Origin of the sequence: Conyzicola nivalis (assembly GCF_040548875.1) — a bacterium.
Lineage (GTDB): Bacteria > Actinomycetota > Actinomycetes > Actinomycetales > Microbacteriaceae > Conyzicola > Conyzicola nivalis_A.
On the sequence record NZ_JBEPSJ010000001.1, the window covers coordinates 474,911 to 497,756 of the forward strand.

Below are 22,846 nucleotides of genomic sequence, written 5' to 3' on the forward strand. Positions count from 1 at the left end.
GCTACTTCTTGCGGGCCCGGATCACCCGGTAGCCCTTGTTCGTGGCGGTGCGCACGAACGTGAAGTCCTCGGGGAAGGTCGCCTGCATCCAGCGGTGCAGCGAGTCGGATCCGAGGTTGCGCTGTACGACGAGCCAGCCGTCCGACCCGGCGTCGAGCCGGGGCAGCCACTTCTCGAGAAGGCCGTGAAGCTCGTTCTTACCCACCCGGATCGGCGGGTTCGACCAGATGGTGGTGAAGACGACGTCGTCGGGCACCTGATCGGGCGTGACCGCATTGATGTTCGTGACGCCGACGATCGCCGCGTTGCGGCGGACCAGGTCGAGCGCGCGCTCATTCACGTCGACCGCCCAGACGGTGCTGCGCGGCGACTCGACCGCGAGGGTCAGCGCGATCGGCCCCCAGCCGCAGCCGAGGTCGAGCACGTTGCCGCCGGGCGGGGGAGCCGGCACGTTGGCGAGCAGCACCTGCGTGCCGGTGTCGATGTGCTCGGGGCTGAAGATGCCGTTCGAGGTGGTGAGCTCGTAGGCTTTTCCGGCGATTTTCGCGTGGATCGTGCGAAGTTTGAGTTCACTCTCCGGGGTCGACGCGAAGTAGTGCTCATTTGACATGCACCGAACCTATCGAAGTCTAGGCGAGTAAGGTTAATGCTAATGAGTGAAAACGTAGACAGTCCCGTTGAGAGCGACGATGTAGTGGCGCGGGTCTTGGCCCATGCTGGCGCACCTGCCGCTGGCCACACCGTGTTCGGTTCGAGCGCGCAGGCGCTGCAGAGCTCTTCCCATTACGAGGAGAGCCGCGACGGCGATCAGTTCGACCGCGAAGACCGGCAGGCGCTGCGCCGCGTCGCCGGACTCTCGACCGAGCTCGACGACGTCACCGAGGTCGAGTACCGGCAGCTGCGCATCGAGCGCGTCGTGCTGATCGGCATCTACACCCAGGGCAACACCGTCGACGCAGAGAACTCCATGCGCGAGCTGTACGCCCTCGCCGAGACCGCGGGAGCCGTGGTGCTCGACGGCCTGCTCCAACGCCGGGCCAACCCCGACCCCAGCACCTACTTCGGAAAGGGCAAGGCCGAAGAGCTGCGCGGCATCGTCGCTGCGAGCGGCGCCGACACGGTCATCGCCGACACCGAGCTCGCTCCGAGCCAGCGCCGCGCGTTGGAGGACATCGTGAAGGTGAAGGTCATCGACCGCACCGCCGTGATCCTCGACATCTTCAGCCAGCACGCCAAGAGCCGCGAGGGCAAGGCTCAGGTCGAGCTCGCGCAGCTCGAGTACATGCTGCCGCGCCTGCGCGGTTGGGGTGAGGCGCTCTCCCGACAGGGTGGTGGCGCCGGTGGTTCCGGAGACGGAATGGGCAGCCGAGGCCCGGGTGAGACGAAGATCGAGCTCGACCGCCGCCGCATCCACACCCGTATGTCCCGCCTGCGCAAGCAGATCAAGGGATTCGCCCCGGCACGCGAGGCGAAGCGGGCCAACCGCAACCGGTTCGAGGTGCCCAGCGTCGCGATCGTCGGCTACACCAACGCCGGCAAGTCGAGCCTGCTCAACCACATCACCAACGCCGGTGTGCTCGTCGAGAACGCACTGTTCGCTACCCTCGACGCCACCGTGCGCAAGTCGGTCACCGCCGACGGCCGGCCGTACACGCTCACCGACACCGTCGGATTCGTGCGCAACCTGCCGCACCAGCTGGTCGAGGCGTTCCGCTCGACGCTCGAGGAGGTCGGCGACTCCGACGTCATCGTGCACGTGGTGGATGCCTCACACCCCGACCCTGCGAGCCAGCTCGCGACCGTGCGAGAGGTCATCGCCGAGGTCGAGGCGCGGGAGATCCCCGAGATCGTCGTGTTCAACAAGGTCGACCTGCTGCAGGACGACGACCAGCGTCTGCTGCTGCGCGCCCTAGAGCCCGCGGCCATCTTCGTCTCCGCCCGCACCGGCGAGGGCGTCGCCGAACTGCAGGCACGCATCGCCGAGCTCGTGCCGTCGCCCGACGTGCAGGTCGAGCTGCTCGTTCCCTACGACCGCGGCGACGTCGTCGCCGGCCTGCACGACCGGGGCCGCATCCTGAGCACCGAGTATGTCGAGGGTGGCACCCGCGTCTCGGCGATGGTGAACGGCATGGACGAGGCCGCCCTCAAGGAGTTCTCGGTCGTCTCTGCGTAACATTCAGCAACTCTCCACCGCCCGCGCCGAGGCGCCGCTAGCGTAGAACCGTTGCCGCGAAGTCTGCGGCGCGGAGCGACAGCCGAGCCCGGCACCCGCCCATACCGAATCAGTTTCCTGATGACCGGAGGGCCCAGGTGAGTACCGTGACGACCGCGTTCGATCGCCCCACGTTCTCGTTCGAGCTCTACCCGCCGCGCTCCGCCGCCGCCGAGGAGGCGCTGCTCGGATCGCTCGAGCACCTGGTGAACGCCGGGCCCGAGTTCATCTCGGTCACCTACGGCGCCAACGGTTCATCCCGCAGCTCCTCGCTCGCCGTGCTGCTGCGACTGCTCGCCGAGACCGACGTGCGCGCCATGGCACACCTCACCTGCGTCGGCTCCTCCTACGCGGAGGCCACCCGTCTCATCCGCGAGTTCCTCGACGCGGGAGTCACCAGCTTCCTCGCCCTGCGCGGCGACCCGCCCGCGGGCTCGGTCGAGGGCGACGCCTTCCTCGGCGACCTCGGCAGCGCGGGGGAGCTCGTGCAGCTCATCCACCGCGTTCAGGCCGAGCGCGAGCAGTTCAGCCTCAACGACGTTCCCGGATTCCCGGGCGCCAAGCGGTTGAGCAGCGGGCACAAGGTCACCATCGCGGTCGCCGCGTTCCCGAACGGGCACCCGCGCAGCCGCTCGGTCGAGCAGGACCTCGACACCCTGCTCGCGAAGGAGGCGGCGGGCGCCAACCTCGCCATCACCCAGCTCTTCTTCCACGCCGACGACTACCTGCGCTTCGTCGACCAGGCGCGTTCGGCCGGCGTGACCATGCGCATCCTCCCCGGCATCATGCCCGTGCTCAGCCCGCAGCGCCTGCGCCGCATCGTCGAGCTCACCGACGAGAAGCTGCCCGCCGACCTGCTCGCCAAGCTCGAGGCCCAGTCGACGCCCGAGGGCCAGGCCGCCGTCGGCATCGAGCACGCCATCGACCTCGGCAACCAGGTCATCGGCGACGACCGCCCCGGCCTGCACCTCTACACCTTCAACCAGCACGAGGCCGTCATCGAGGTCTTGCGCGGCACCGGCCTGCTCTCTCTCACCACCGAACACAACTAAGGAATCCAGCAATGAGCACTCCCTTCCCCACGGGCACCATCCTCGGATACCCGCGCATCGGCCGCCGTCGCGAGCTCAAGAAGGCCGTCGAGGCCTTCTGGGCCGGCAGGATCGGCGCCGACGAGCTCGAGGCGACCGCCGCGGAGCTGCGTGCGACCACCCGCGAACGCCTCGTCGGCCTCGGCCTCGGCGCCACCGACTCCTCGATCCCCGAGGCCTTCTCCTACTACGACCAGGTTCTGGATGCCGCGGTGACGGTCGGTGCCGTCCCCTCGCGTTTCCAGCGGCTGGTGCGCGAAGACGGAACGCTCGACCTCGCCGGATACTTCACGATCGCCCGCGGCGAAGGGCAGGACGTCCCCGCCGAGATGACCAAGTGGTTCGACTCGAACTACCACTACCTCGTGCCCGAGATCGGACCGGAGACCGAGTTCCACCTCGCCTCCGACCGGCTGCTGCGCGAGGTCGCCGAGGCCACAACGACCGGCTACCGCACGCGCCCCGTGATCGTCGGCCCCGTCACCTTCCTGCTGCTCAGCAAGGCCAGCGAGGGCGCCCCCGAGGGGTACCAGCCGCTCGACCGCCTCGACGACCTGCTGCCCGTCTACGCCGAGCTCATCGCCGGCCTGACCGCCGTCGGCGCCGAGTGGGTGCAGCTCGACGAGCCCGCCCTCGTGAGCGAGTCGATCGAGGTCGACCGCGCCACCGTGCTCGAGGCCACCAAGCGCGCCTACGACCTGCTCGGCGCCGTGCCCGCGCGTCCGCAGATCTTCGTCGCCGCGCCCTACGGCTCGCTCGACGACGCCCTCCCCGTGCTGCTCGACACGCCCGTCGAGGCGATCGGGCTCGACCTGGTGAAGGGATCGGTCCCTGAGCTTGTCGAAGGGAGCGCTTCGACACATTCGAGAGGCTCAGTGCAGACGGGCTCAGCGACCGAGAAGACCCTCGTCGGCGGCGTCGTCGACGGCCACAACATCTGGCGCGGCGACCTCGACGCGGCCTTCGGCAAGCTCGAAGCCCTGCGCGCGCTCTCGCCCAACGTCTCCGTGTCGAGCTCGACGAGCCTCTTCCACACCCCGCACTCGATCGCCGACGAGCCTAAGCTCGACGACCGGCTGAAGAGCTGGCTCGCGTTCGCCGACGAGAAGGTCGCCCAGATCGCCGCGCTCGCCACCGGGCTCACCGAGGGACGCGACGCGATCTCGACGACCCTCGCCGAGGCATCCGCCGCACTCGCCGACCGGCACGACGCCCCGGGCGTCCGCGACGGCGCTGTACGGGCCCGCGCTGCGGCACTCACCGACGCCGACTTCAGCCGCGGCGACTACACCGAGCGCCTCGAGGCGCAGGAGGCGGCACTCGGCCTGCCGTTCCTTCCGACGACCACGATCGGCTCGTTTCCGCAGACCGGCGACATCCGCAAGGCGCGCGCAGCCAACGCCCGCGGCGAGATCAGCGAAAACGAGTACATCGACTTCCTCAAGGCCGAGATCAAGAACGTCGTCGACCTACAGGAGGAGATCGGCATCGACGTCATCGTGCACGGCGAGCCCGAGCGCAACGACATGGTGCAGTACTTCGCCGAGCACCTCGACGGCTTCGCGGTGACCGAGAACGGCTGGGTGCAGTCGTACGGCAGCCGTTGCACACGTCCGTCGCTGCTCTGGGGAGACGTGGCCCGCGAGGCGCCGATCACCGTCGAGTGGAGCGCCTACACGCAGAGCCTCACGCCCAAGCCGGTCAAGGGAATGCTCACCGGACCGGTCACGATCCTCGCCTGGAGCTTTGTGCGCGACGACCAGCCGCTCGCCGACACGGCCAACCAGGTCGCCCTCGCCCTGCGCGACGAGATCGCCGACCTCGAGGCCGCCGGCATCGGCGTCATCCAGGTCGACGAGCCGGCCCTACGCGAGCTGCTGCCGCTCAAGAAGGCAGACCAGCCGGCGTACCTCGACTGGTCGGTCGGATCGTTCCGCCTCGCCACTGCGGGCGTCGAGCCGCGCACTCAGATCCACACGCACCTCTGCTACTCGGAGTTCGGTGTCGTGATCGACGCGATCAACCGCCTCGATGCCGACGTCACCTCGATCGAGGCCGCGCGCTCCAAAATGGAGGTCGTGCCCGACATCAAGACGTCGGGGTTCGGCCGGGGGATCGGCCCTGGCGTCTACGACATCCACTCGCCGCGCGTGCCGTCGGTCGAGGAGGTCACCGAGCTCATCGAGATCGCCCTCGGATCGATCCCGAACCGCCAGGTCTGGGTCAACCCCGACTGCGGACTCAAGACCCGCGGCTACACCGAGACGGTCGACTCGCTGCGCAACGTCGTGGCGGCCACGAAGGCCGTGCGCGAGCGGGTCGGCGCCTAGCGCGAGTCGCCTCTCGTCGTGACGAGACCGACGGATGCGCCCCGCGTGGCGCATCCGTAGGTCTTCGGCGCGGGCGGAGGGCTGCGGCGCTGCTCGCGTGGCGAGCGGGGGCGCCGGAATTGCCTCGCGACGCCGGAAGGGGCTCGCGAGCGCGACGGGCTGGAGACAGCTAGACGGAGCGGAGCACCGCTACTACCTTGCCCAGCACCTCGGCGAAGTCGCCGAGGATGGGAGCGAACGAGCTGTTGCGCGGCAGCAGCCAGGTGTGGCCGTCGCGCTGCTGGAACACCTTGACCGTGGCCTCGTCGTCGAGCATGGCCGCGACGATGTCGCCGTTCTCCGCGGTCTTCTGCTGGCGCACGACGATCCAGTCGCCGTCGCAGATCGCGGCGTCGATCATCGAGTCGCCGACGACCTTGAGCATGAACAGCTCGCCCTTGCCCACTAGCTGGCGGGGGAGCGGGAAGACCTCGTCGATCTGCTGATCGGCCAGGATGGGCACGCCGGCGGCGATGCGGCCGACGAGCGGCACCATGGCGGCGTCGCCGACGGATGGCGCGTAGCCCGAGTTCTCGGGCGCATCCTGCTCCTGCGTGGGCATCTCGATGAGCACTTCGAGAGCGCGCGGGCGCTTCGGGTCGCGACGCAGGTAGCCGCTGAGCTCGAGCTGGTTGAGCTGGTGGGTCACGCTCGACAGGGATGAGAGGCCAACGGCGTCGCCGATCTCGCGCATGCTCGGCGGGTAGCCCTGGCTCGCGACCGAGCGCTGGATGACGTCGAGGATGGCGAGCTGCTTGTCGCTGAGGCTCTTCCTCCGGCGGGTCGTCGGCCGGTCGGGGCCGGCGTTGCCACGGGTCTCGTCGCTCATGTGCACTCCAATGTCGGTGGCTGCTGATTGCCTGTCCTCAGACATTCGAAACAGTATCCGCTTCATGAGCGTAAAACAAACACCTATTCGAGTGTGTCGCATGAAAGTTCGTAGAGATATTCGAATAATTGCTTGCGTCGACCATCATTCGAATGTATGTTCGGAACAAAGCTTCGTATCCGGCACTCCCGGCCGAGTGTCGGATACGAAACCCCGTGTGGCCCAGCCACCGAGGTGGAGAAGGTCAGCCAGGCGAGTCACGAGAAGGAGCAGCACATGAGCACAGCAGTCCTGAACACATCGACAGCGGTCGAATCCGTATCGGCCCTGGCCGCGTCTGGTCGATCCGACGTCGCCGTGCGCGTTCCGTCCGCTGCCCCCCGCCTCCGCCTCACCAAGCGCGGCCGGGTCGTGTTCACGACGCTCGCCTCTCTGCCCGTCGTCGCAGCGGTCATGTTCTTCGCCCTCAACGGCGGCGGCGCGACCGCCACGAGCTCGAGCGGCGCGGCCCTCGAAGAGATCACGCTCCAGGCCGGGCAGTCGCTCTGGCAGCTCGCCGAAGACATCGCACCGCACGACGACCCCCGCGACGTGATCAGCGACATCATGGCTGTCAACCAGCTCGAGTCGGGCAGCGTGCAGGCCGGGCAGCGTCTGATGCTGCCGCCCGAGTACAGCGCCGAGTAGCAACGGCCAGTAGCGCGGCGCAGGAGAGCCCGACCGATCTGCAATGCGCCCGACCGATCCGCAATGCGCCCTCCCGATCCGCAATACGATTGAGCAGTGGTAAACCTCTCCGACCTTCCCATCCGTGACGACCTCCGCGGGCTGACGCCCTACGGCGCCCCGCAGAAGGCGGTGCGGGTTGCTCTCAACGTCAACGAGAACACGCATCCGATTCCCGCAGACGTCGCGGTCGACATCGTCGAGTCGCTCGCGGCGGCGATCCTCTCGGTCAACCGGTACCCCGACCGTGAGTTCACCGAGCTGCGCCAGAGCCTGGCCGCCTACCTGAACTTCTCGGTCGAGCCGGAGAAACGCCTCACCGCCGACGACATCTGGGCGGCGAACGGGTCGAACGAGGTGCTGCAGCAGATCCTGCAGGCATTCGGCGGCCCGGGGCGCAGTGTGCTCGGCTTCCCTCCCACCTACTCGATGCACTCGATCATCGCCAGCGGAACCGGCACACGCTGGATCAGCGGCGAACGCGACGCCGGTTACGAGATCTCGCCCGAGACCGTGACCCGCTGGATCGCCGAGACGCGTCCCGACGTGGTGTTCCTCTGCTCACCCAATAACCCGACCGGCACGCCGCTGTCGATCGAGACGATCTCCGCCGCCTACGACGCCACCGATGGAATCGTCGTGGTCGACGAGGCCTACGCCGAGTTCGCCCCCGACGACGTCCGGAGCGCGATCACCCTGCTCGACGGCCGCGAGCGGCTCCTCGTCTCGCGCACCATGAGCAAGGCCTTCGCCTTCGCCGGTGCCCGTGTCGGCTACTTGGCCGCCGACCCGGCGATCAACGATGCGCTGAGACTCGTGCGTCTGCCGTACCACCTCTCCGCCCTGACCCAGGCCGCCGCCGTCGCGGCCCTGCGTCACGCCCCCGAGATGCTCGCGATGGTCGACAACATCCGTTCGCAGCGCGACCGTCTGCTCGAAGAGCTGCCGAAGCTCGGCTACACGCCGCTGCCCAGCTGGTCGAACTTCGTGCTGTTCGGGGGAGTGGACGACCCGCACGCCACCTTCGAGGCCCTGCTCGAGCAGGAGATCCTCGTGCGCGACATCGGGATCCCCGGGCACCTGCGGGTCACTGCGGGCACCGAGGCCGAGACCACCGCCTTCCTCGACGCACTCGCGTCCCTGTAGCATCCATTCGCCCTCGATAGAATCGACCCCATGAGCACCGAACCCCGCGTGGCGCAGATCAAGCGCGAAACGAGCGAGTCCAGCATCGAACTGTCGATCGACCTCGACGGAACCGGTGTCTCCGACATCCACACGAGCGTTCCGTTCTACGACCACATGCTCACCGCGTTCTCGAAGCACTCGCTCATCGACCTGACCGTGAAGGCCACCGGCGACACGCACATCGACGTGCACCACACCGTCGAAGACATCGGCATCGCCCTGGGGCTCGCCATCAAGCAGGCTCTCGGCGACAAGGCAGGCATCTCCCGCTACGGCGACGCCCTCGTGCCCCTCGACGAGGCGCTCGTGCAGGCCGTAGTCGACATCTCCGGCCGCCCGTACCTCGTGCACACCGGAGAGCCCGCAGGCTTCGAGATGCACCTCATCGGCGGCCACTTCACCGGTTCCATGGTTCGCCACGTCTTCGAGGCCATTACCTTCAACGCCGGAATCACGGTGCACGTCACCGTGCTCGGCGGACGCGACCCGCACCACATCGCCGAGGCGGAGTTCAAGGCCTTCGCGCGCGCGATGCGCAAGGCCGTGGAGCCCGACGCCCGCGTGACCGGCATTCCGTCGACCAAGGGCGCGTTGTGAGCCTCGTCTCCCCGTCTGTCGTCGTCCTCGACTACGGCTCCGGCAACGTCCACTCGGCGGCGAAGGCTCTCGAACTGGCCGGCGCCCGCGTCGAGCTCACAGCCGACCGTTCCCGCGTGGCCAACGCCGACGGCCTGTTCGTGCCCGGCGTCGGAGCGTTCTCGGCGGTCGCGCAGGCGCTCGCCAAGGTCGGCGGCGGAGCCATGATCGAGAAACGCCTCACCGGCAGTCGTCCCGTCATGGGGATCTGCGTCGGCATGCAGGTGCTGTTCGAGCACGGAGTCGAACGCGGCAACGACACCCCGGGCCTCGCCGAATGGCCGGGCAGCGTGACCCAGCTCGACGCCCCCGTGCTGCCGCACATGGGCTGGAACACAGTCGAGACCCCCGCCGACACCCGCCTGTTCGACGGCATCCGTGACGAGCGCTTCTACTTCGTGCACTCCTACGCGGCGCAGGAGTGGACCCTCGACGTGCAGCCGCCGTTTCCTGCACCGCTGCTCACCTGGGCGGAACACGGCTCGCGGTTCATCGCGGCGGTCGAGAACGGTCCGCTCACGGCGACCCAGTTCCACCCCGAGAAGTCGGGGGAGCCGGGCATCCGACTCCTCAAGAACTGGCTCGACTCTCTGTAGAGCGGGCCAACCGGTACTATCGAGTGTTTGCGCGCCGCCCGCCGCAGACTCTCCCCAAGGAATCCCGAAGAAAGTACGGCAATGAGCGAGTTCAGCAGGACCCCCGGTCTCACCCTCCTTCCCGCAGTCGACGTCGCGGGTGGCAAGGCCGTGCGCCTCACACAGGGCGAGGCCGGCTCGGAGACCTTCTACGGCAGCCCGATGGATGCCGCGGACGAGTGGATCAGCCAGGGCGCCGAGTGGATCCACCTCGTCGACCTCGACGCCGCGTTCGGCCGGGGCAACAACCGCCACGTGATCGAGAAGGTCATCAAGAACTCCCCGCGCAGCGTCAACATCGAGCTGTCGGGCGGCATCCGCGACGACGCGAGCCTCGACGCCGCTCTCGAGACGGGCGCCAAGCGCATCAATCTCGGCACCGCCGCCCTCGAGAACCCCGAGTGGGCCGCCCACGTGATCGCCGAGTTCGGCGAGGCCATCGCCGTCGGACTCGACGTGCGCGGCACGACCCTCGCCGCCCGCGGCTGGACTCAGGAGGGCGGCGACCTCTGGACCGTGCTCGAGCGTCTCGAGGCCGCCGGCTGCAGCCGTTACGTCGTCACCGACGTCACCAAGGACGGCACTCTCCAGGGCCCGAACCTCGAACTCCTCGCCCAGGTGATGGAGCACACCCACAAGCCCGTCATCGCCTCCGGCGGAATCTCCAGCCTCGACGACATCGCCGACCTGCGCGCGCTCGTCCCCCACGGACTCGAGGGCGCCATCCTCGGCAAGTCGCTCTACGCGAAGAACTTCACCCTCGCGGAGGCGCTCGACGTCGCGAACGACTGATCGTGGCTGAGCACCTGGACCAGAACGGGCAGCACGATCACCACGGCGCGCACGGCGGCGGCGCCGACTCGGCTGGCACCCCCTGGGCCGGGCGCCACTTCGAGCCCAACACCAGCTCGGACGACGACGGCTCGGCGCCCGAGCGGCTGATCGAGGCTCTGCGCCGGTTCGCGACCCACGAGCTCGGCGAGGCCGACGTCGTCGACGCACTGCGCGACGTCCGCCTCCTCGTCCCGCTCGTCGCGCACCTCGGCGAGGCCGGGCTCAACGAGCACGGCGTCGTGATCGACAAGACCCAGGAGCTGTCGATCATCACCGTCGCCGGCCCCGACGGCCGCAACGTCCTGCCGGTGTTCACCTCGGTCACGGCCATGAGCCACTGGAACCCGAAGGCGCGCCCGATCCCGGCCAGCGCCGTGCGCGTGGCCCTCGCCGCCGCGAGCGAGCAGACCGAGCTCGTGGTTCTCGATCCGACCTCCGAGACGGAGTTCGTGCTCCGCCGCCCTGCCCTCTGGGCGATCGCCCAGTCGCAGCCGTGGACGCCGTGCTTCCTCGACGAGCAGGTGCTGGATGCGTTCGCGGATGCCGCGGCCGACGAATCCGCCGTGCGATCGGTCGCGCTCGCACCGGGAGACCCCGCCAGCCGGCTGGCCGGGCCCGAGCTGATCGTGCAGCTCGCCATCGCCGACGGTCTCAGCCGGCCCGAGCTCGACGCCGTCGTCGCCCGGATGCAGCAGAAATGGCTCGCGAGCGAGACGGTCGCGCTGCGCGTCGACTCGATGCGCGTGCAGCTGGTGTCCGCCGCGTCCTAGACCCGCGTGCGGCGCTAGAGTGCTGACATGTCCTCAGATGACGAGCGCTTCCCCGTGATGGCGACGGCCGAGTCGCAGCCCGAACGCCGCAGGCTCATGGGGGTCGTCGTGATCCTGATCGGCCTGCTGGGCCTTGCTCCCGGTTTCGGCGTGTTCGCTGCCGTGGCGGCGATCGCCTGCGGCGGCTTCGCGATGCAGGGAGACGGGATGTCGCGCCTGCTCGGGGCCATCGCGACGGTGCTGGGCGCCGCTGCCATCCTCATCGTGGCGCTGCCGTTCGTCCTCGCCTGGCACTGACCTCCCGGCGAGGGAGCGTATGTGGGAGGATGCCGCCGTGACCGATCATCCAGAACGCCTCATGCTGCTCGACACCGCCGCGCTGTACTTCCGTGCCTTCCACGCCGTTCCCGACACCGTCCACGCGCCGAACGGCATGCCGATCAACGCCGTGCGCGGCCTGCTCGACATCATCGCGCGCCTCGCGACCGAGTTTCGACCGACCGAGATCGTCGCCTGCTGGGACGACGACTGGCGCCCGCAGTGGCGGGTCGACTTGATCCCCAGCTACAAGGCGCACCGCGTCGCCGACGCTTCGACAGGCTCAGCGACCGCGACAGAGACCGTGCCCAACGCGCTCACCCCGCAGGTGCCGATCATCCGTGAGGTGCTCGGTGCGCTGGGCGTGCCGGTAGTGGGCGCCGCAGAACACGAGGCCGACGACGTGATCGGCACCCTCGCCTCCCACGCGCCGATACCGGTCGACGTCGTCACCGGAGACCGCGACCTGTTCCAGCTGGTCGACGACTCTCGCGACGTGCGGGTGATCTACACGGGACGCGGCATGTCGAAGCTCGAGACCCTCACCGACGAGACGCTGACGGCGAAGTGCGGCATCCCGCCCACCCAGTACGCCGATTTCGCCGCCATGAGGGGCGACGCCTCCGACGGCCTGCCCGGAGTCGCCGGCGTCGGCGAGAAAACCGCTGTCACGCTCCTCGCCGCCTACGGCGACCTCGACGGCATCGTCGCCGCGGCATCCGACCCGTCGTCGACGATGACACCGCGCGTGCGCGCCGGGATCCTCGCCGCGGCCGACTACCTGACGGTGGCTCCCGCGGTGGTGAAGGTGGTGCGCGACCTGACGCTGCCCGAGTTCGACGCCCGCATCAGATCGGGCACGCCCGAGCAGGGTGCCGAACTCGACCGGCTCGCCGAGGAGTGGGGACTCGGCAGCTCGATGAAGCGCGTGCGCGACGCGCTGGCGCCGCTGGCTTCCTAGGTCGAGGGGCCTCTCGGCCGACGCGCCTACTCCGCCAAGGCGCCTACTCCGCCAACCCGCCCTCCACGATGCGAGCGATGAGCTTTGCGTAGCGCAGGTCAGGGTCGAGATCGGGGTCGTAGACGCAGATGTCCATGCCGATGCAGCCGGGCACGAGGCCGCGCAGCAGCTCGCCGAGCTGCTCGGCGTCGAGGCCTCCCTCGTCGGGGCTGTCGACGGCGGGCATGATCGAGGGGTCGAGAACGTCGACGTCGACGTGCAGCCACCAGCCCGCGGTGTGGGCCAGCGCGGCGGCGACCGTCGCGACGGCGGCGGGGACCCCGGCCTCCGCGATATCGCTAGCACGCACGACGAGGCGCAGGTCGCCGGTGACCTCGGCGAGATCGTCGTCGCCGTCGCGACATCCGACCTGCACTGTATTCCGCGGCTCGAAGTACGGACCCAGCCCGCGGTGGTCGCTCAGCGTCGACCAGTGCTTGCCCGTGACGGCCGCCAGATCTTCGCCGGCCAGGGCGCCGCACTCGTCGCTGTTCTGCGGGTTGCGGTAGTCGGTGTGGCCGTCGATGTGCACGAGGCCGGCGGGGGACCCGCGGCGCAGGGCGAGACCCACTCCGAGCAGCAGGCTGCAGTCGCCGCCGATAACGATGGGACGACGGCCGCGCGCGATCTCCACGTCGATACGGTCGGCCAGCCGGTCGGCGTGCTCGAGGATGCGGTCGTGGTTGCGCACCCGCTCGTTCGCCGGGTCGGCGTCGTCGAGGTAGCGGGCGGGCAGCACAACACCGGAGTCCTCCGCGCCGTGGGCGACCAGCCGGTCGTAGAGCCCGACCTCGCGCAGGGCCTCGGGAGCCTTCGACGTTCCCGGCGTCGCTCCGGGAACGGGCGGGCGCAGGCCGAGATTCGTCGGCGCCGAGATGATCGACCACCCGCGGTCGGGCGACATCAGGCGTCGTCTTTCGGGAGGGCCCCGTCGTTCGGGAGGGCCGCGTCGTTGGGGAGGGTCGGCTCTTTCGGTAGGGCCTGGTCGTTCGGGAGGGGCGGCTCCTTCGGCACTTTGGGGCTCGGCTTGAACGCGGCGCCGAACAGCCGGCGCATCGCACCGCCGCGGGTCGACGGGCTGTTGCGCACCGGAAACTGCGACGCGAACTCGGCGGGGGAGCCGAACTCGTCTTCGATCGCCTTGCCGGTCTTCTTGGCGTACCGGCGCAGCTCGGTGATCGCACCCGCGATCTCCGGCTCGGTCTGGCCGCGCATGCGCAGCAGGAGCACCAGCTCGCGCTCGTATCGGGCCGTCTTCTTCGCCGCTTCGTCGTCGCTCATCATTCAATTCTCGCGTAACACCGAGGCAACACGGGCTGCTTAGACTGATCCGATGAGAACGGGCGCGCGATCACGGGTGATCGCGCTGCTTTTGGCCACCGTCGCACTCACCGGCTGCGCCTCAGCGGCGGCCGACCAGCCGAAGATCGACGTCGTCGCGCAGTCTGACGTCTACTACCTCACCGTCGACGGCGTCGAGCGCAGCTACGTCGCACACGTGCCCGAGGGCGCCGCCGCGGGAGCGCCCGAGACGCTGCCCGTGCTCGTCGTGCTGCACGGAGCGGGCGGCAACGGCGCGAAAGCCGAGATCGCCACGGGCCTCTCCGGGTTCGCAAAGGCCGACAACTTCATCGTCGCCTACCCGAACGGAACCCAGGCCGCCCAGATCGAGCACCAGCTGGCGTGGAACGCCGACGGATGCTGTGCCACACCCCGCCTCAACGACGTCGACGATGTCGAGTTCATCTCCCGCATGCTCGACGACATCGGTGAGCGCAACGCGATCGACCCCGGGCGCATCTACCTCGCCGGATTCTCGAACGGCGGCATGATGTCGTACCGGCTCTCCTGCGAGCTGGGCGACCGCATCGCGGGCATCGCCGTCGTCGGAGGCGCGTTCAACGTGTCGGATTGCGATTCGGATGAACCGACCGACGTACTCATCGTGCACGGCACGGGCGATCTCACGGTTCCCTACAGAGGGGGGCCCACGAACGAGCGCGCCGCGGCTAGGTTCGGGCAGTGGGTGAACGCGTCCGTCGCAGACGCGAAGCGCGTGTGGGTCGCGCGCAACGGCTGCAGCGGGTTCCCGTCGGAAGACGTGGAGGGAACCGTCACCCGCGAGACCTACGATGACTGTGATGACGATTCGAGGCTCGAGGTGGTGACGATCGCCGGTGGTGCTCACGTGTGGCCGATCGCGCCCGTGAGCGGTTTCGACGCATCCGAGACTCTCATCACGTTCTTCGGACTCGGCTCGTGAGCCAGAAGCCGCCGCCCCTGCCGCCGTTCGGCGTGCGTGACAGCGGCGACGCCTGGGTCTACGGGCCGAACGGCACGCGCTACTGGGGACGTTTCGGGGCGGCCGGGCTGCTGGTCTGGCATCCCGAGGCCGGGGTATTGCTGCAGCACCGCATCGCGTGGAGTCACCACGGCGGAACCTGGGGGCTGCCCGGGGGAGCGCTCAAGGAGGGCGAGTCGGCCGTCGACGGCGCGCTGCGCGAGGCGAACGAGGAGGCCGGCGTCGAGGCCGCTCTGGTGAGAGTGCTGTTCACCTCGGTTCTCGACCTCGGGTTCTGGCAGTACACGACCGTCGTGACCGAGGCGAACACCCACTTCGAGCCCGTGATCGGCGACGCCGAGAGCGAGGCGCTGGCCTGGGTCGCGGTCGATGAGGTAAAAAAACTGCAACTTCATCCCGGCTTTGCGGCCGCTTGGCCTGAACTGCGTTCCCGGCTGCGCTAAGCTATTCGAGTTGCCTTTCGAGGTGACAAGCCACGGGCTGTGGCGCAGCTTGGTAGCGCACTTGACTGGGGGTCAAGGGGTCGCAGGTTCAAATCCTGTCAGCCCGACAGAATGTCTCGGAAACTCAAGGGTTTCCGAGATTTTTTGGTTAAAGGATTTGATGTGTCACCACTACGTCACCACTTTCACCCGTTCGGAGCCGCTGAACCGGCACTGTCGTCCGAGGCGCCGAGGTCGGTCTCGGTCCCTCCCGATCGTCCGGGATCGTCGTGCGCTCCTGCTGGGTATGAGCATCCACGGCGAACACCCAACCTCTCCTCCTGCCGACGCGTGGGGTCTGGAGCCCCTGATGGACGTCCACGAGCTGGCGGCCTACCTGGGCATACCGATCTCCACGGTCTACGACTGGCGGGTGCACGGCAAAGGCCCCGCCGCCTACCGGTTCGGCAAGCATCTGAAGTTCGCGATCTCCGACGTGCGGGCGTGGATCGCCCAGCAACGCGAACCCAGCAGCGAGCCAGGGCGCACCGATCGGCGGTGAGCTGAGATGGCCCGGCAACGGTTGAGCATCGGTACCTTCGGCGACATCAGCACCCGCGTGTCGCCGACCGGCCGATACCTGGCGCGGACCCGGTACCGCGACTGGGACGGCAGGACGCGCCAGGTGCAGAGCACCGGCGCCACCGCCGCGGCAGCCGAGCGCGCGTTGAAGGCGCGGCTCGTCGAGCGGTCCGAGCTGCAGCCGGCGGACACGACGCTGACGCCGGACAGCCTTTTCGCAGACCTCGTGGCGTACTGGCTGGCGGACATCGACATGGAGGTCCGGATCTCCCGGACCACCCGGAACCTGTACGAGCGGAACATGCGCACTCTGGTGTCCCCGGTGTTCGACAGCCTGACCCTGCGCGAGATCGGCGTCGCCCGCTGCGACCGGTTCATCAAGGAGCTGGCGAAACGATCGTACAACCGCGCCAAGCAGGCCAGGGTCGTGCTGCGGCTGGCGCTCGAACTGGCGGTGCGGCACGAGGTTCTCCCACGCAACCCGATGGACCACGTCTCCCGCCTCCGCCGGGAACCGCACATCCCCGAGGCGCTCACGGCACCGGAGGTGAACGTGATCCGTGCCGCGATCGCCCGCTGGGAAGGCGGCGCGGACCACGTCTCCGGCCCGCTGCCGGACGGCCAGCTCGGCGCGATCGTCGAGGTCATGCTCGGCACCTCGGCCCGGATCGGGGAGGTGCTGGCGATCCGCCGCCGCGACGTCGACATCACCGGCGCCGTGCCGTCGATCCGCCTCGCCGGAACGATCGTCAGCCGTATCGGCGAGCAGACCTTCCGGCAAGACCACCCCAAGACCGTCAAGTCCCGGCGGACAGTGGCGCTGCCCTCCTTCACCGCCGACGCTGTCCGCCGGCGTCTCGCCAACGCAGGCCGCCTGGAGCTGGACTCGCTGCTGTTCCAGTCACGGGACGGCACACCGCTGACCACCGCGAACGTGCGCCGCCAGCTGCGACGGGTGCTCGGGGGAGCGGGGATCGCCGGTGTGACCCCGCACATGTTCCGCCGCACGGTGGCGACAGCGGTCAACGACAACGCCAGCGTCGAGCTTGCGGCGGAGCTGCTCGGCCACACAGACACGAGGATAACGGTGATGCACTACATCCAGCGAAGGGAGTTGGTGAACCCGGAGACCGCGGCGCTACTCGACCGGGCATTCAAGAGGGACGACTGAACGCGGTGCTGCCACGGTGGCAGGACCGTCTTGCCTCCCCCCTTACCAATCCCCTGCAAAGCACTTGAATCGCTTTCCGTTCTACACCGAGGTATGGAGCGTATGCAATCGTCTCCAGTGGTGACGGGTCCCGACAGGCATCAGCGCCAACGAGGCCGCGGCTGCGCTTAAGGTCGAACTCGTCGGTCGGCGCGTCGGCGGCGCTGGCGACTCACTCACCGCGGACTCGTCGTTTTTGGCCCTCGCCGCCGCCTGGGTCGAGGATCTGCTCATGGACGTTGATCGTGCAGACAGTCGGTGGACCATATCGTGGCCCCGGGACTCACCGGAGAACGCACGCGGCGTCGCAGGTCCCGTAGCGCGCTTCCGCACAGGTCGCGTTGTCGCGTTCAGCGGGGTGCCGAACGCGCTACCTTGGAGTATGACGATTACTTGGAAGAGACTCGATACGGGAGACCCCGACGAGTACGTCGCTATCTGCAACGAGTGCGACGGCGAAGGTAGTCGGATGATTATCTTCGACCCAGCTGATCCTCCAGAGTGGGGAATGTGCCCGGACTGCGATGGAGCAGGAAACATCTCTGCAGACGCGGACGACTTTCTCTGATGGGGTTCTTGAACTCGCTGCTCGGCGCGCTCGGCGGTGGACCGACGGAGACCTGCCCTGAGTGCGGCTCCAGAATGTCGGGGGACGGAGAGCGCTTCGAGTGCCCGAACTGCGTCGACGGTGGCGTCTATTTCATGGAAGACGGCGAACTGGTCGATTCGATGAGTCGGAGTAGAGGCAACGCCGGTTCCTGTATCAATTGCAACGGATCGCTGTCGGGAGCCGAGCACACCTCGGAGTGGGAGGACGGCGACAATTCTGAGGCATATGTCATTTGCCGTCACTGCCAGACCCAGAACTACGTCTAGCCCCAGTGCCGGTCAGCTAGAAAACTAGCGGCCGGCACAAGCGAGATTCGGTCCATGTCGGCCTGCGGCAGTAGTCTATGAAACTTGCCATTTTTAGGAAGGAGGCGCGGCGTGACGAACGGACATGTCACCGTCGAGCGCTATGCCCTGTCGTTCACCAGCGGCGCTCTCCTTTCTCGTGAAGCCGTGATCGCCGCTCCTCTCTACCTGCGCGAGCGCGACTGGGCGCGTGTACGTGAACTGATCAGAGAGAACAATCTCCTTCAGTCGCGCACCATGTCGTCGGGGTTCCGCCTCGCCCGCGAGGTCGCGCAACGTCTTGCCGTCCTGACGGACCACGAACTTGAAATGCTGATCGAAGCGACAGCGACGGAACGTGGGCACCTCATGTGGGTCGCGGCATGCCGTCGCTACACCTTTGTCGGCGACTTCGCCGAGGAAGTCGTCCGTGAACGATTCATTCTGCTGACGCCCACCCTGAGCTATGACGACTTCGACAGCTTTGTTCGAGGCAAGGCCCTGTGGCATTCCGAGCTCGCAGAACTCAAAGAGTCCACTATGCAAAAGATTCGCTCTACTTTGTTCCAAATGCTGACCGAAGCGGGCTTGCTGTCTGAGCGTGGCGACATCCTCCAGGCGGTGCCGTCCGAACGCGTGGTCGACGCCCTCAACGTGAGTAGACCGAGCGACGTTCGCTTCCTGCCAATGATCGTCTCAGAGAGGGGCACACGATGACCCTGGGCGAACTGTCCCGCCAGGAAGGACACCTTTTCTCGGTGCTCAGCGGCAGTAGGTTCCTGCGAATGGAGGGCCTCAGCAATGAGGTTCCGTTTTTCATCTACCCGTACGACGCGGAGGATACGCTCGCGGTCGCCGACTCCAAGAAGCGGATCAAGAGGCGGTTGTCGAACACGGGCGTCGTGGTTCGCGAGGTGAACCTCTACGACCTGACCGTGGAGATACTTAAGGACCGCGGGGACTGGGACGAAGTGCTCGAAGTCGAGCCGCAGTTGGACAAGTCTGAGTTCACAGAGATGCTGCAATCGATGCTCAATCCGCAGCAGCACCTGGCTCCGGCGATCCGAGAGAAGATCGCTGACGGCGCCTACGACATCCTCTTCCTCACCGGCATCGGCGAGGTTTTTCCGTACATCCGCTCGCACAATGTGCTGAACAACTTGCAGAGTGTGGTCAACGGCAAGCCGATGCTCATGTTCTTTCCGGGCCGGTACGAGCAGTCCAACACCCTCGGGTCGTCGCTCGTTCTGTTCGGACGATTGATGGATGACCAGTACTACCGAGCCAAGAACATCTTGGAACAGGAGGCTTGACTCGATGAATCTCAACGCGATATTTGCCAAGGATGTGCAGCGCCCGATCGAGGGTGTCATCAAGGCTGATGACACCGCTCACCTCAGCACGGAGGTTGACGAGTACGTCCTAACGAATGAAGCTGCCAAGGGCCTGGAACTGCTGCTCGAGGCGTATGCGAACTACACCAACGCCAACGGCGTGTGGATCTCGGGTTTTTTCGGCTCGGGTAAGTCGCACTTGCTCAAGATGCTCGCCCACTTGCTTGGTGATGTGGAGGGGCAAGACTTCTCGCGCGAGCGCGTTTCCGAGAGCTTCGGCGCGAAGGCACAAGGCGCGTTCCTGCCTGCGCTACTCGGGAAGGCCGACCGCATCCCGGCGAAGAGCCTGCTATTCAACATCGACCAAAAAGCGACCCTGATCAGCAAGGACCAGTCAGACGCCCTGCTGAAGGTGTTCGTGAAGGTTTTCGACGAGTCCCGTGGTTACTATGGCGATCAAGGACACGTTGCCCGATTTGAGCGCCAGATGGACGAGGAAGGACAGCTAGACGCGTTCAAGGATGCCTTCAACTCCATCTCCGGCAGAGACTGGGTTGAACGTCGACCAAGCTTCGGGCTGCCGACGGTCCGCAAGCAGGTAAATGAGGCTTATGCGCAGGTCACTGGCGTGGACATTTCGAGCACTCCGGACATCCTTGCGACCTATCAAGCAACCTATGCGGTTTCGATCGAGGACTTCGCCGACGAGGTGAAGGCGTGGCTCGACAAGCAGGAGCCCGACTTCCGGCTGAACTTCTATGTTGACGAGGTGGGGCAGTTCATCGGGTCGAACACGCACCTGATGTTGAATTTGCAGACGATTGCGGAGTCACTTAACACGAAGTGCCAGGGGCGGGCGTGGGTGTTCGTGACGTCGCAGGAAGACATGGACAAGGTCGTCGGCGACCGCACCAAGCAACAGGGCAACGACTTCTCGAAGATCCAGGCCCGATTCAAGACGCGGGTCAAACTGACGAGCGCAGATGTCGAGGAGGTAATTCGCAAGCGTCTACTGGAGAAGAACTCGCATGGCGCTGCCGCCCTGAGCACGATCTATGCGGCGGAGTCGGCGAACTTCAAAACACTGTTCGATTTCGTCGACGGTGCAAAGACGTACCGTAACTACACTGACGAGGACCACTTCGTCGGCACCTACCCATTCGTGAGCTACCAGTTTCCGCTCTTCCAGGCGGCGATCGAGGGCATCTCCGACCACAACGTGTTCGAGGGGCGAAATAGCTCGGTCGGCGAGCGGTCGATGCTCGGCGTCGTGCAGCAGGTCGCCAAAGACATCGGCGACGTCAATGTGGGCACGCTCGCCACCTTTGACCACATGTTCGCGGGCATCCGCGCCTCTCTGAAATCCGCAGCGCAGCGCTCGATCGACGTTGCCGAGCGCAACCTCGACAATGAGCTCGCTGTTCGTCTACTCAAGGCGTTGTTCTTGATCAAGTACGTCGAGAGCTTCCAAGCAACTGCGCGCAACCTCACCGTGCTTGTCTACGACCGTTTTGGCCTCGATCTGCCTGCACTGTCGAAACAGGTGCAGGAGGCGCTGACGCTGCTGGAGATGCAGACGTACGTGCAGCGCAGCGGCAACATCTACGAGTACCTGACCAACGAGGAGCAGGTGATCGAGGAGGAGATCAAGAACGTCGACATCGACGCCTCCGAAATTGCCGGCCGTCTGTTTAAGATTCTCTCGCAGGATGTGGTGCGCACAAGTAAGCTGCGCTATGCCAAGAACGGGCAGGATTTCGCTTTCGGTTACAAGCTCGACGACCAGGTGTACGGCCAGCAACGCGAGTTGTCGGTGCACTTCATCACCCCTGAATATCCGTACGACGCTCAGACGATCCGGGCACACAGCACCGGAAAGGACGAACTCCGCGTGATTCTTGAGCCCGATGAACGGGTGCTCTCGGATCTTCGGTTGCTGATCAAGACCGAGAAGTACACCAAGCGAAAGCAGACCACCTCGCTGTCGGCGGTCGAAGACCAGATCCTGCGCTCGAAGGCCGCGCTGAACGTGGAGCGTGAGAAGGAACTCATCGAGCGCATCCGTCGCGCGGCTGGTAAGGCCGGGCTCGTGATCAACGCTGCCAATGTGACCTCGGGCTCACAGGATGCGCTCTCGCGGGTCACGGACGGTTTTCAGGACCTCATCGCCCGCACCTACACCCAGCTCAGTTTGCTCGGGGGTATGAGTTACACCGAGCAGCAGGTCGCTGGGATCGCCAACCCCGACCAGTCGGGGCTGATCGATGATCCGTCGCTATCGAAGCTCGCCGCGCCAGGTGACGAGGTGCTCTCGCACGTGCTGCGACGTGACCGGCTCGGCGAGCAGCTGACCGTCAAATCGATCGTCGATACTTTCCAGGCCAAGCCGTATGGCTGGGACCTCGCCTCGATCGAGGTCGTGATCGCTTGGCTAATCGGCGCATCGAAGATCATCATCACCGTTGATGCGAACGCCCTCAAGCGCAGCGAGGTCGCCGGCGTGCTTCGTAACACGCAGAAGCACTCGCACGCCGTGGTTGCACCCCAAAGGACGTTCGACGAGCGCAAAGTCGCTGCATTTCGCGCCTTCTGCACCGACTTCTTCGACGAGGCCACCGCACCCAAAGACTCGCTCGAGCTCGCTCGCCACGGCAGCGACAAGTTGCGCGGCAAGCTCGACGAACTGAAGGCGCGGATGACCGGCTCGAAGTACCCGTTCGTGTCTCAGCTTGACGCGTCGATCTCGCTTCTTGAGGAGGTGGTTGGTAAGCCCGACGAGTGGTACCTATCGGAGTTCGCACTCGGCGACGAGCTGCTCGACGCCAAGGAGAGCGTGATTGATCCGATTCAGGCGTTCCTCGGCGGCGGGCAGCGGGCGATTTTCGACGACTCGGCCGAGCTGTTGCGGGCGAATATGAGCAACCTCGGGTATCTCGCCGCAGACAGCGGCGTGGAGGTCACTGCTTTGCTCGATGACCCCCAGGCGTATCGCGGCAGCCGGATGACCCGGCTCAAGCAGGTAACTGACGACCTTCGGGCTCGCATCGAAGAGGTCCTCGCGGCGAACCGTGCAATGGCTATTGCGGAAATCGAGTCACGCAGGGCTGCGATACTCGGCAGCACGATCTACCACGACGCGACCGAAGACGCACAGCAGCGCGTCGTCACGATGGTCGATCAGTTGATTACCCGCATCAGCGACGAGCGGCAAGTCGCGCTCGTCCGCGAACTGGGGAACGGCTTCGAGGAGAAGGTGTTTCCCTCGCTGCTCGATCAACTCGCGGCGGCCGCGCGCCCCAGAGAAGGAACCGACGATCCGTCACCCGCTCCGGCCAAGCAGACCGTCTCGGTCAAGACGATCACGGCCACCGGAGTGCACGGCGTACTGGAGTCGCCCGAGGACGTCGACCGATATGTCGCGGCACTCCGAGCGTCGCTGATCGACGCCCTCAATGACGGGAAGCGGATCGCCCTGTAATGGAAAAGACACCTTG

22 protein-coding genes and 1 tRNA gene are annotated in these 22,846 nt (G+C 66.7%); 19 read left to right on the top strand and 4 right to left on the bottom strand.

Going from position 1 to position 22,846, the window contains the following annotated elements; genetic code table 11:
• Position 1: 1 nt before the first annotated feature.
• A complete protein-coding gene (locus tag ABIE21_RS02310) occupies positions 2-610 on the bottom strand; it encodes a class I SAM-dependent methyltransferase (protein WP_354023168.1) in 609 nt (202 codons plus the stop codon).
• A 42-nt stretch (positions 611-652) separates the two neighbouring features.
• Between ABIE21_RS02310 and hflX the strand changes: the two genes are divergently transcribed.
• The 3 genes from hflX (at position 653) to metE (ending at position 5,633) form a co-directional block, all read left to right on the top strand.
• Positions 653-2,173 (top strand): GTPase HflX, encoded by a 1,521-nt coding sequence (hflX, locus tag ABIE21_RS02315; RefSeq protein WP_354023169.1) that lies wholly within the window; start codon positions 653-655, stop codon positions 2,171-2,173.
• 146 nt (positions 2,174-2,319) lie between these two features.
• The gene (locus ABIE21_RS02320; protein WP_354023170.1) at positions 2,320-3,264 is read left to right on the top strand and encodes a methylenetetrahydrofolate reductase; all 945 of its coding nucleotides are present in this window, start codon (positions 2,320-2,322) and stop codon (positions 3,262-3,264) included.
• An 11-nt stretch (positions 3,265-3,275) separates the two neighbouring features.
• Complete coding sequence (gene metE / locus ABIE21_RS02325; protein ID WP_354023171.1) at positions 3,276-5,633, top strand: 5-methyltetrahydropteroyltriglutamate--homocysteine S-methyltransferase; 2,358 nt, start codon at positions 3,276-3,278, stop codon at positions 5,631-5,633.
• Positions 5,634-5,802: 169 nt separating this feature from the next.
• Here metE and lexA read toward each other — a convergent pair whose 3' ends face one another.
• The gene (gene lexA / locus ABIE21_RS02330) at positions 5,803-6,501 is read right to left on the bottom strand and encodes a transcriptional repressor LexA (protein WP_354023172.1); all 699 of its coding nucleotides are present in this window, start codon (positions 6,499-6,501) and stop codon (positions 5,803-5,805) included.
• A 276-nt stretch (positions 6,502-6,777) separates the two neighbouring features.
• Here lexA and ABIE21_RS02335 point away from each other — a divergent pair, with 276 nt between their 5' ends.
• The 8 genes from ABIE21_RS02335 to ABIE21_RS02370 all read left to right on the top strand — a co-directional run bounded on the left by ABIE21_RS02335 (position 6,778) and on the right by ABIE21_RS02370 (position 12,569).
• Positions 6,778-7,188: a hypothetical protein gene (locus ABIE21_RS02335; RefSeq protein WP_354023173.1), complete on the top strand. Its 411-nt coding sequence runs from the start codon at positions 6,778-6,780 to the stop codon at positions 7,186-7,188.
• 96 nt (positions 7,189-7,284) lie between these two features.
• Positions 7,285-8,373 carry a histidinol-phosphate transaminase gene (locus tag ABIE21_RS02340; protein WP_354023174.1) on the top strand — a complete coding sequence of 363 codons (1,089 nt, stop codon included), beginning with the start codon at positions 7,285-7,287 and terminating at the stop codon, positions 8,371-8,373.
• Positions 8,374-8,403: 30 nt separating this feature from the next.
• On the top strand, positions 8,404-9,012 hold the full coding sequence (gene hisB, locus ABIE21_RS02345) for an imidazoleglycerol-phosphate dehydratase HisB (protein WP_354023175.1): 609 nt from the start codon (positions 8,404-8,406) through the stop codon (positions 9,010-9,012).
• Positions 9,009-9,647 (top strand): imidazole glycerol phosphate synthase subunit HisH, encoded by a 639-nt coding sequence (hisH, locus tag ABIE21_RS02350; RefSeq protein ID WP_354023176.1) that lies wholly within the window; start codon positions 9,009-9,011, stop codon positions 9,645-9,647. Before hisB ends, hisH begins: the two co-directional genes overlap by 4 nt.
• Positions 9,648-9,728: 81 nt before the next feature.
• Positions 9,729-10,478 (top strand): bifunctional 1-(5-phosphoribosyl)-5-((5-phosphoribosylamino)methylideneamino)imidazole-4-carboxamide isomerase/phosphoribosylanthranilate isomerase PriA, encoded by a 750-nt coding sequence (priA, locus tag ABIE21_RS02355; RefSeq protein ID WP_354023177.1) that lies wholly within the window; start codon positions 9,729-9,731, stop codon positions 10,476-10,478.
• A gap of 2 nt (positions 10,479-10,480) precedes the next feature.
• Positions 10,481-11,290 (top strand): SseB family protein, encoded by an 810-nt coding sequence (locus ABIE21_RS02360; RefSeq protein WP_354023178.1) that lies wholly within the window; start codon positions 10,481-10,483, stop codon positions 11,288-11,290.
• 27 nt (positions 11,291-11,317) lie between these two features.
• Complete coding sequence (locus tag ABIE21_RS02365; protein ID WP_354023179.1) at positions 11,318-11,587, top strand: hypothetical protein; 270 nt, start codon at positions 11,318-11,320, stop codon at positions 11,585-11,587.
• Between the two features lie 61 nt (positions 11,588-11,648).
• Complete coding sequence (locus ABIE21_RS02370; protein WP_354024388.1) at positions 11,649-12,569, top strand: 5'-3' exonuclease; 921 nt, start codon at positions 11,649-11,651, stop codon at positions 12,567-12,569.
• Positions 12,570-12,612: 43 nt separating this feature from the next.
• On the opposite strand, the gene ABIE21_RS02375 is transcribed toward ABIE21_RS02370, so the two are convergent.
• Positions 12,613-13,512 carry an arginase family protein gene (locus ABIE21_RS02375; RefSeq protein WP_354023180.1) on the bottom strand — a complete coding sequence of 300 codons (900 nt, stop codon included), beginning with the start codon at positions 13,510-13,512 and terminating at the stop codon, positions 12,613-12,615.
• A complete protein-coding gene (locus ABIE21_RS02380; protein WP_354023181.1) occupies positions 13,512-13,889 on the bottom strand; it encodes a hypothetical protein in 378 nt (125 codons plus the stop codon). The genes ABIE21_RS02375 and ABIE21_RS02380 overlap by 1 nt, the downstream gene beginning before the upstream one ends.
• Before the next feature lie 52 nt (positions 13,890-13,941).
• Here ABIE21_RS02380 and ABIE21_RS02385 point away from each other — a divergent pair, with 52 nt between their 5' ends.
• The 8 genes from ABIE21_RS02385 (at position 13,942) to brxC (ending at position 22,830) form a co-directional block, all read left to right on the top strand.
• The gene (locus ABIE21_RS02385; protein WP_354023182.1) at positions 13,942-14,871 is read left to right on the top strand and encodes an alpha/beta hydrolase family esterase; all 930 of its coding nucleotides are present in this window, start codon (positions 13,942-13,944) and stop codon (positions 14,869-14,871) included.
• The gene (locus tag ABIE21_RS02390) at positions 14,868-15,353 is read left to right on the top strand and encodes an NUDIX hydrolase (protein ID WP_354023183.1); all 486 of its coding nucleotides are present in this window, start codon (positions 14,868-14,870) and stop codon (positions 15,351-15,353) included. Before ABIE21_RS02385 ends, ABIE21_RS02390 begins: the two co-directional genes overlap by 4 nt.
• A 33-nt stretch (positions 15,354-15,386) precedes the next feature.
• Positions 15,387-15,460: transfer RNA gene (locus ABIE21_RS02395), tRNA-Pro, on the top strand.
• 242 nt (positions 15,461-15,702) lie between these two features.
• Positions 15,703-15,894 carry a helix-turn-helix transcriptional regulator gene (locus ABIE21_RS02400; RefSeq protein ID WP_354023184.1) on the top strand — a complete coding sequence of 64 codons (192 nt, stop codon included), beginning with the start codon at positions 15,703-15,705 and terminating at the stop codon, positions 15,892-15,894.
• A gap of 21 nt (positions 15,895-15,915) precedes the next feature.
• Positions 15,916-17,085: a tyrosine-type recombinase/integrase gene (locus tag ABIE21_RS02405; protein WP_354023185.1), complete on the top strand. Its 1,170-nt coding sequence runs from the start codon at positions 15,916-15,918 to the stop codon at positions 17,083-17,085.
• Positions 17,086-18,111: 1,026 nt separating this feature from the next.
• A complete protein-coding gene (locus ABIE21_RS02410) occupies positions 18,112-18,735 on the top strand; it encodes a DUF1819 family protein (protein WP_354023186.1) in 624 nt (207 codons plus the stop codon).
• On the top strand, positions 18,732-19,331 hold the full coding sequence (locus ABIE21_RS02415) for a DUF1788 domain-containing protein (RefSeq protein ID WP_354023187.1): 600 nt from the start codon (positions 18,732-18,734) through the stop codon (positions 19,329-19,331). Before ABIE21_RS02410 ends, ABIE21_RS02415 begins: the two co-directional genes overlap by 4 nt.
• A 4-nt stretch (positions 19,332-19,335) precedes the next feature.
• On the top strand, positions 19,336-22,830 hold the full coding sequence (brxC, locus tag ABIE21_RS02420; RefSeq protein WP_354023188.1) for a BREX system P-loop protein BrxC: 3,495 nt from the start codon (positions 19,336-19,338) through the stop codon (positions 22,828-22,830).
• Positions 22,831-22,846 lie beyond the last annotated feature (16 nt).

Excerpts from the sequence above, each read along its gene's own strand:
- ABIE21_RS02310 (WP_354023168.1), bottom strand. The coding sequence starts at position 610 with ATGTCAAATGAGCACTACTTCGCGTCGACCCCGGAGAGTGAACTCAAA.
- hflX (WP_354023169.1), top strand. The coding sequence starts at position 653 with ATGAGTGAAAACGTAGACAGTCCCGTTGAGAGCGACGATGTAGTGGCG.
- metE (WP_354023171.1), top strand. The coding sequence starts at position 3,276 with ATGAGCACTCCCTTCCCCACGGGCACCATCCTCGGATACCCGCGCATC.
- lexA (WP_354023172.1), bottom strand. The coding sequence starts at position 6,501 with ATGAGCGACGAGACCCGTGGCAACGCCGGCCCCGACCGGCCGACGACC.
- ABIE21_RS02335 (WP_354023173.1), top strand. The coding sequence starts at position 6,778 with ATGAGCACAGCAGTCCTGAACACATCGACAGCGGTCGAATCCGTATCG.
- hisB (WP_354023175.1), top strand. The coding sequence starts at position 8,404 with ATGAGCACCGAACCCCGCGTGGCGCAGATCAAGCGCGAAACGAGCGAG.
- priA (WP_354023177.1), top strand. The coding sequence starts at position 9,729 with ATGAGCGAGTTCAGCAGGACCCCCGGTCTCACCCTCCTTCCCGCAGTC.
- ABIE21_RS02365 (WP_354023179.1), top strand. The coding sequence starts at position 11,318 with ATGTCCTCAGATGACGAGCGCTTCCCCGTGATGGCGACGGCCGAGTCG.
- ABIE21_RS02370 (WP_354024388.1), top strand. The coding sequence starts at position 11,649 with ATGCTGCTCGACACCGCCGCGCTGTACTTCCGTGCCTTCCACGCCGTT.
- ABIE21_RS02375 (WP_354023180.1), bottom strand. The coding sequence starts at position 13,512 with ATGTCGCCCGACCGCGGGTGGTCGATCATCTCGGCGCCGACGAATCTC.
- ABIE21_RS02380 (WP_354023181.1), bottom strand. The coding sequence starts at position 13,889 with ATGAGCGACGACGAAGCGGCGAAGAAGACGGCCCGATACGAGCGCGAG.
- ABIE21_RS02385 (WP_354023182.1), top strand. The coding sequence starts at position 13,942 with ATGAGAACGGGCGCGCGATCACGGGTGATCGCGCTGCTTTTGGCCACC.
- ABIE21_RS02400 (WP_354023184.1), top strand. The coding sequence starts at position 15,703 with ATGGACGTCCACGAGCTGGCGGCCTACCTGGGCATACCGATCTCCACG.
- ABIE21_RS02415 (WP_354023187.1), top strand. The coding sequence starts at position 18,732 with ATGACCCTGGGCGAACTGTCCCGCCAGGAAGGACACCTTTTCTCGGTG.
- brxC (WP_354023188.1), top strand. The coding sequence starts at position 19,336 with ATGAATCTCAACGCGATATTTGCCAAGGATGTGCAGCGCCCGATCGAG.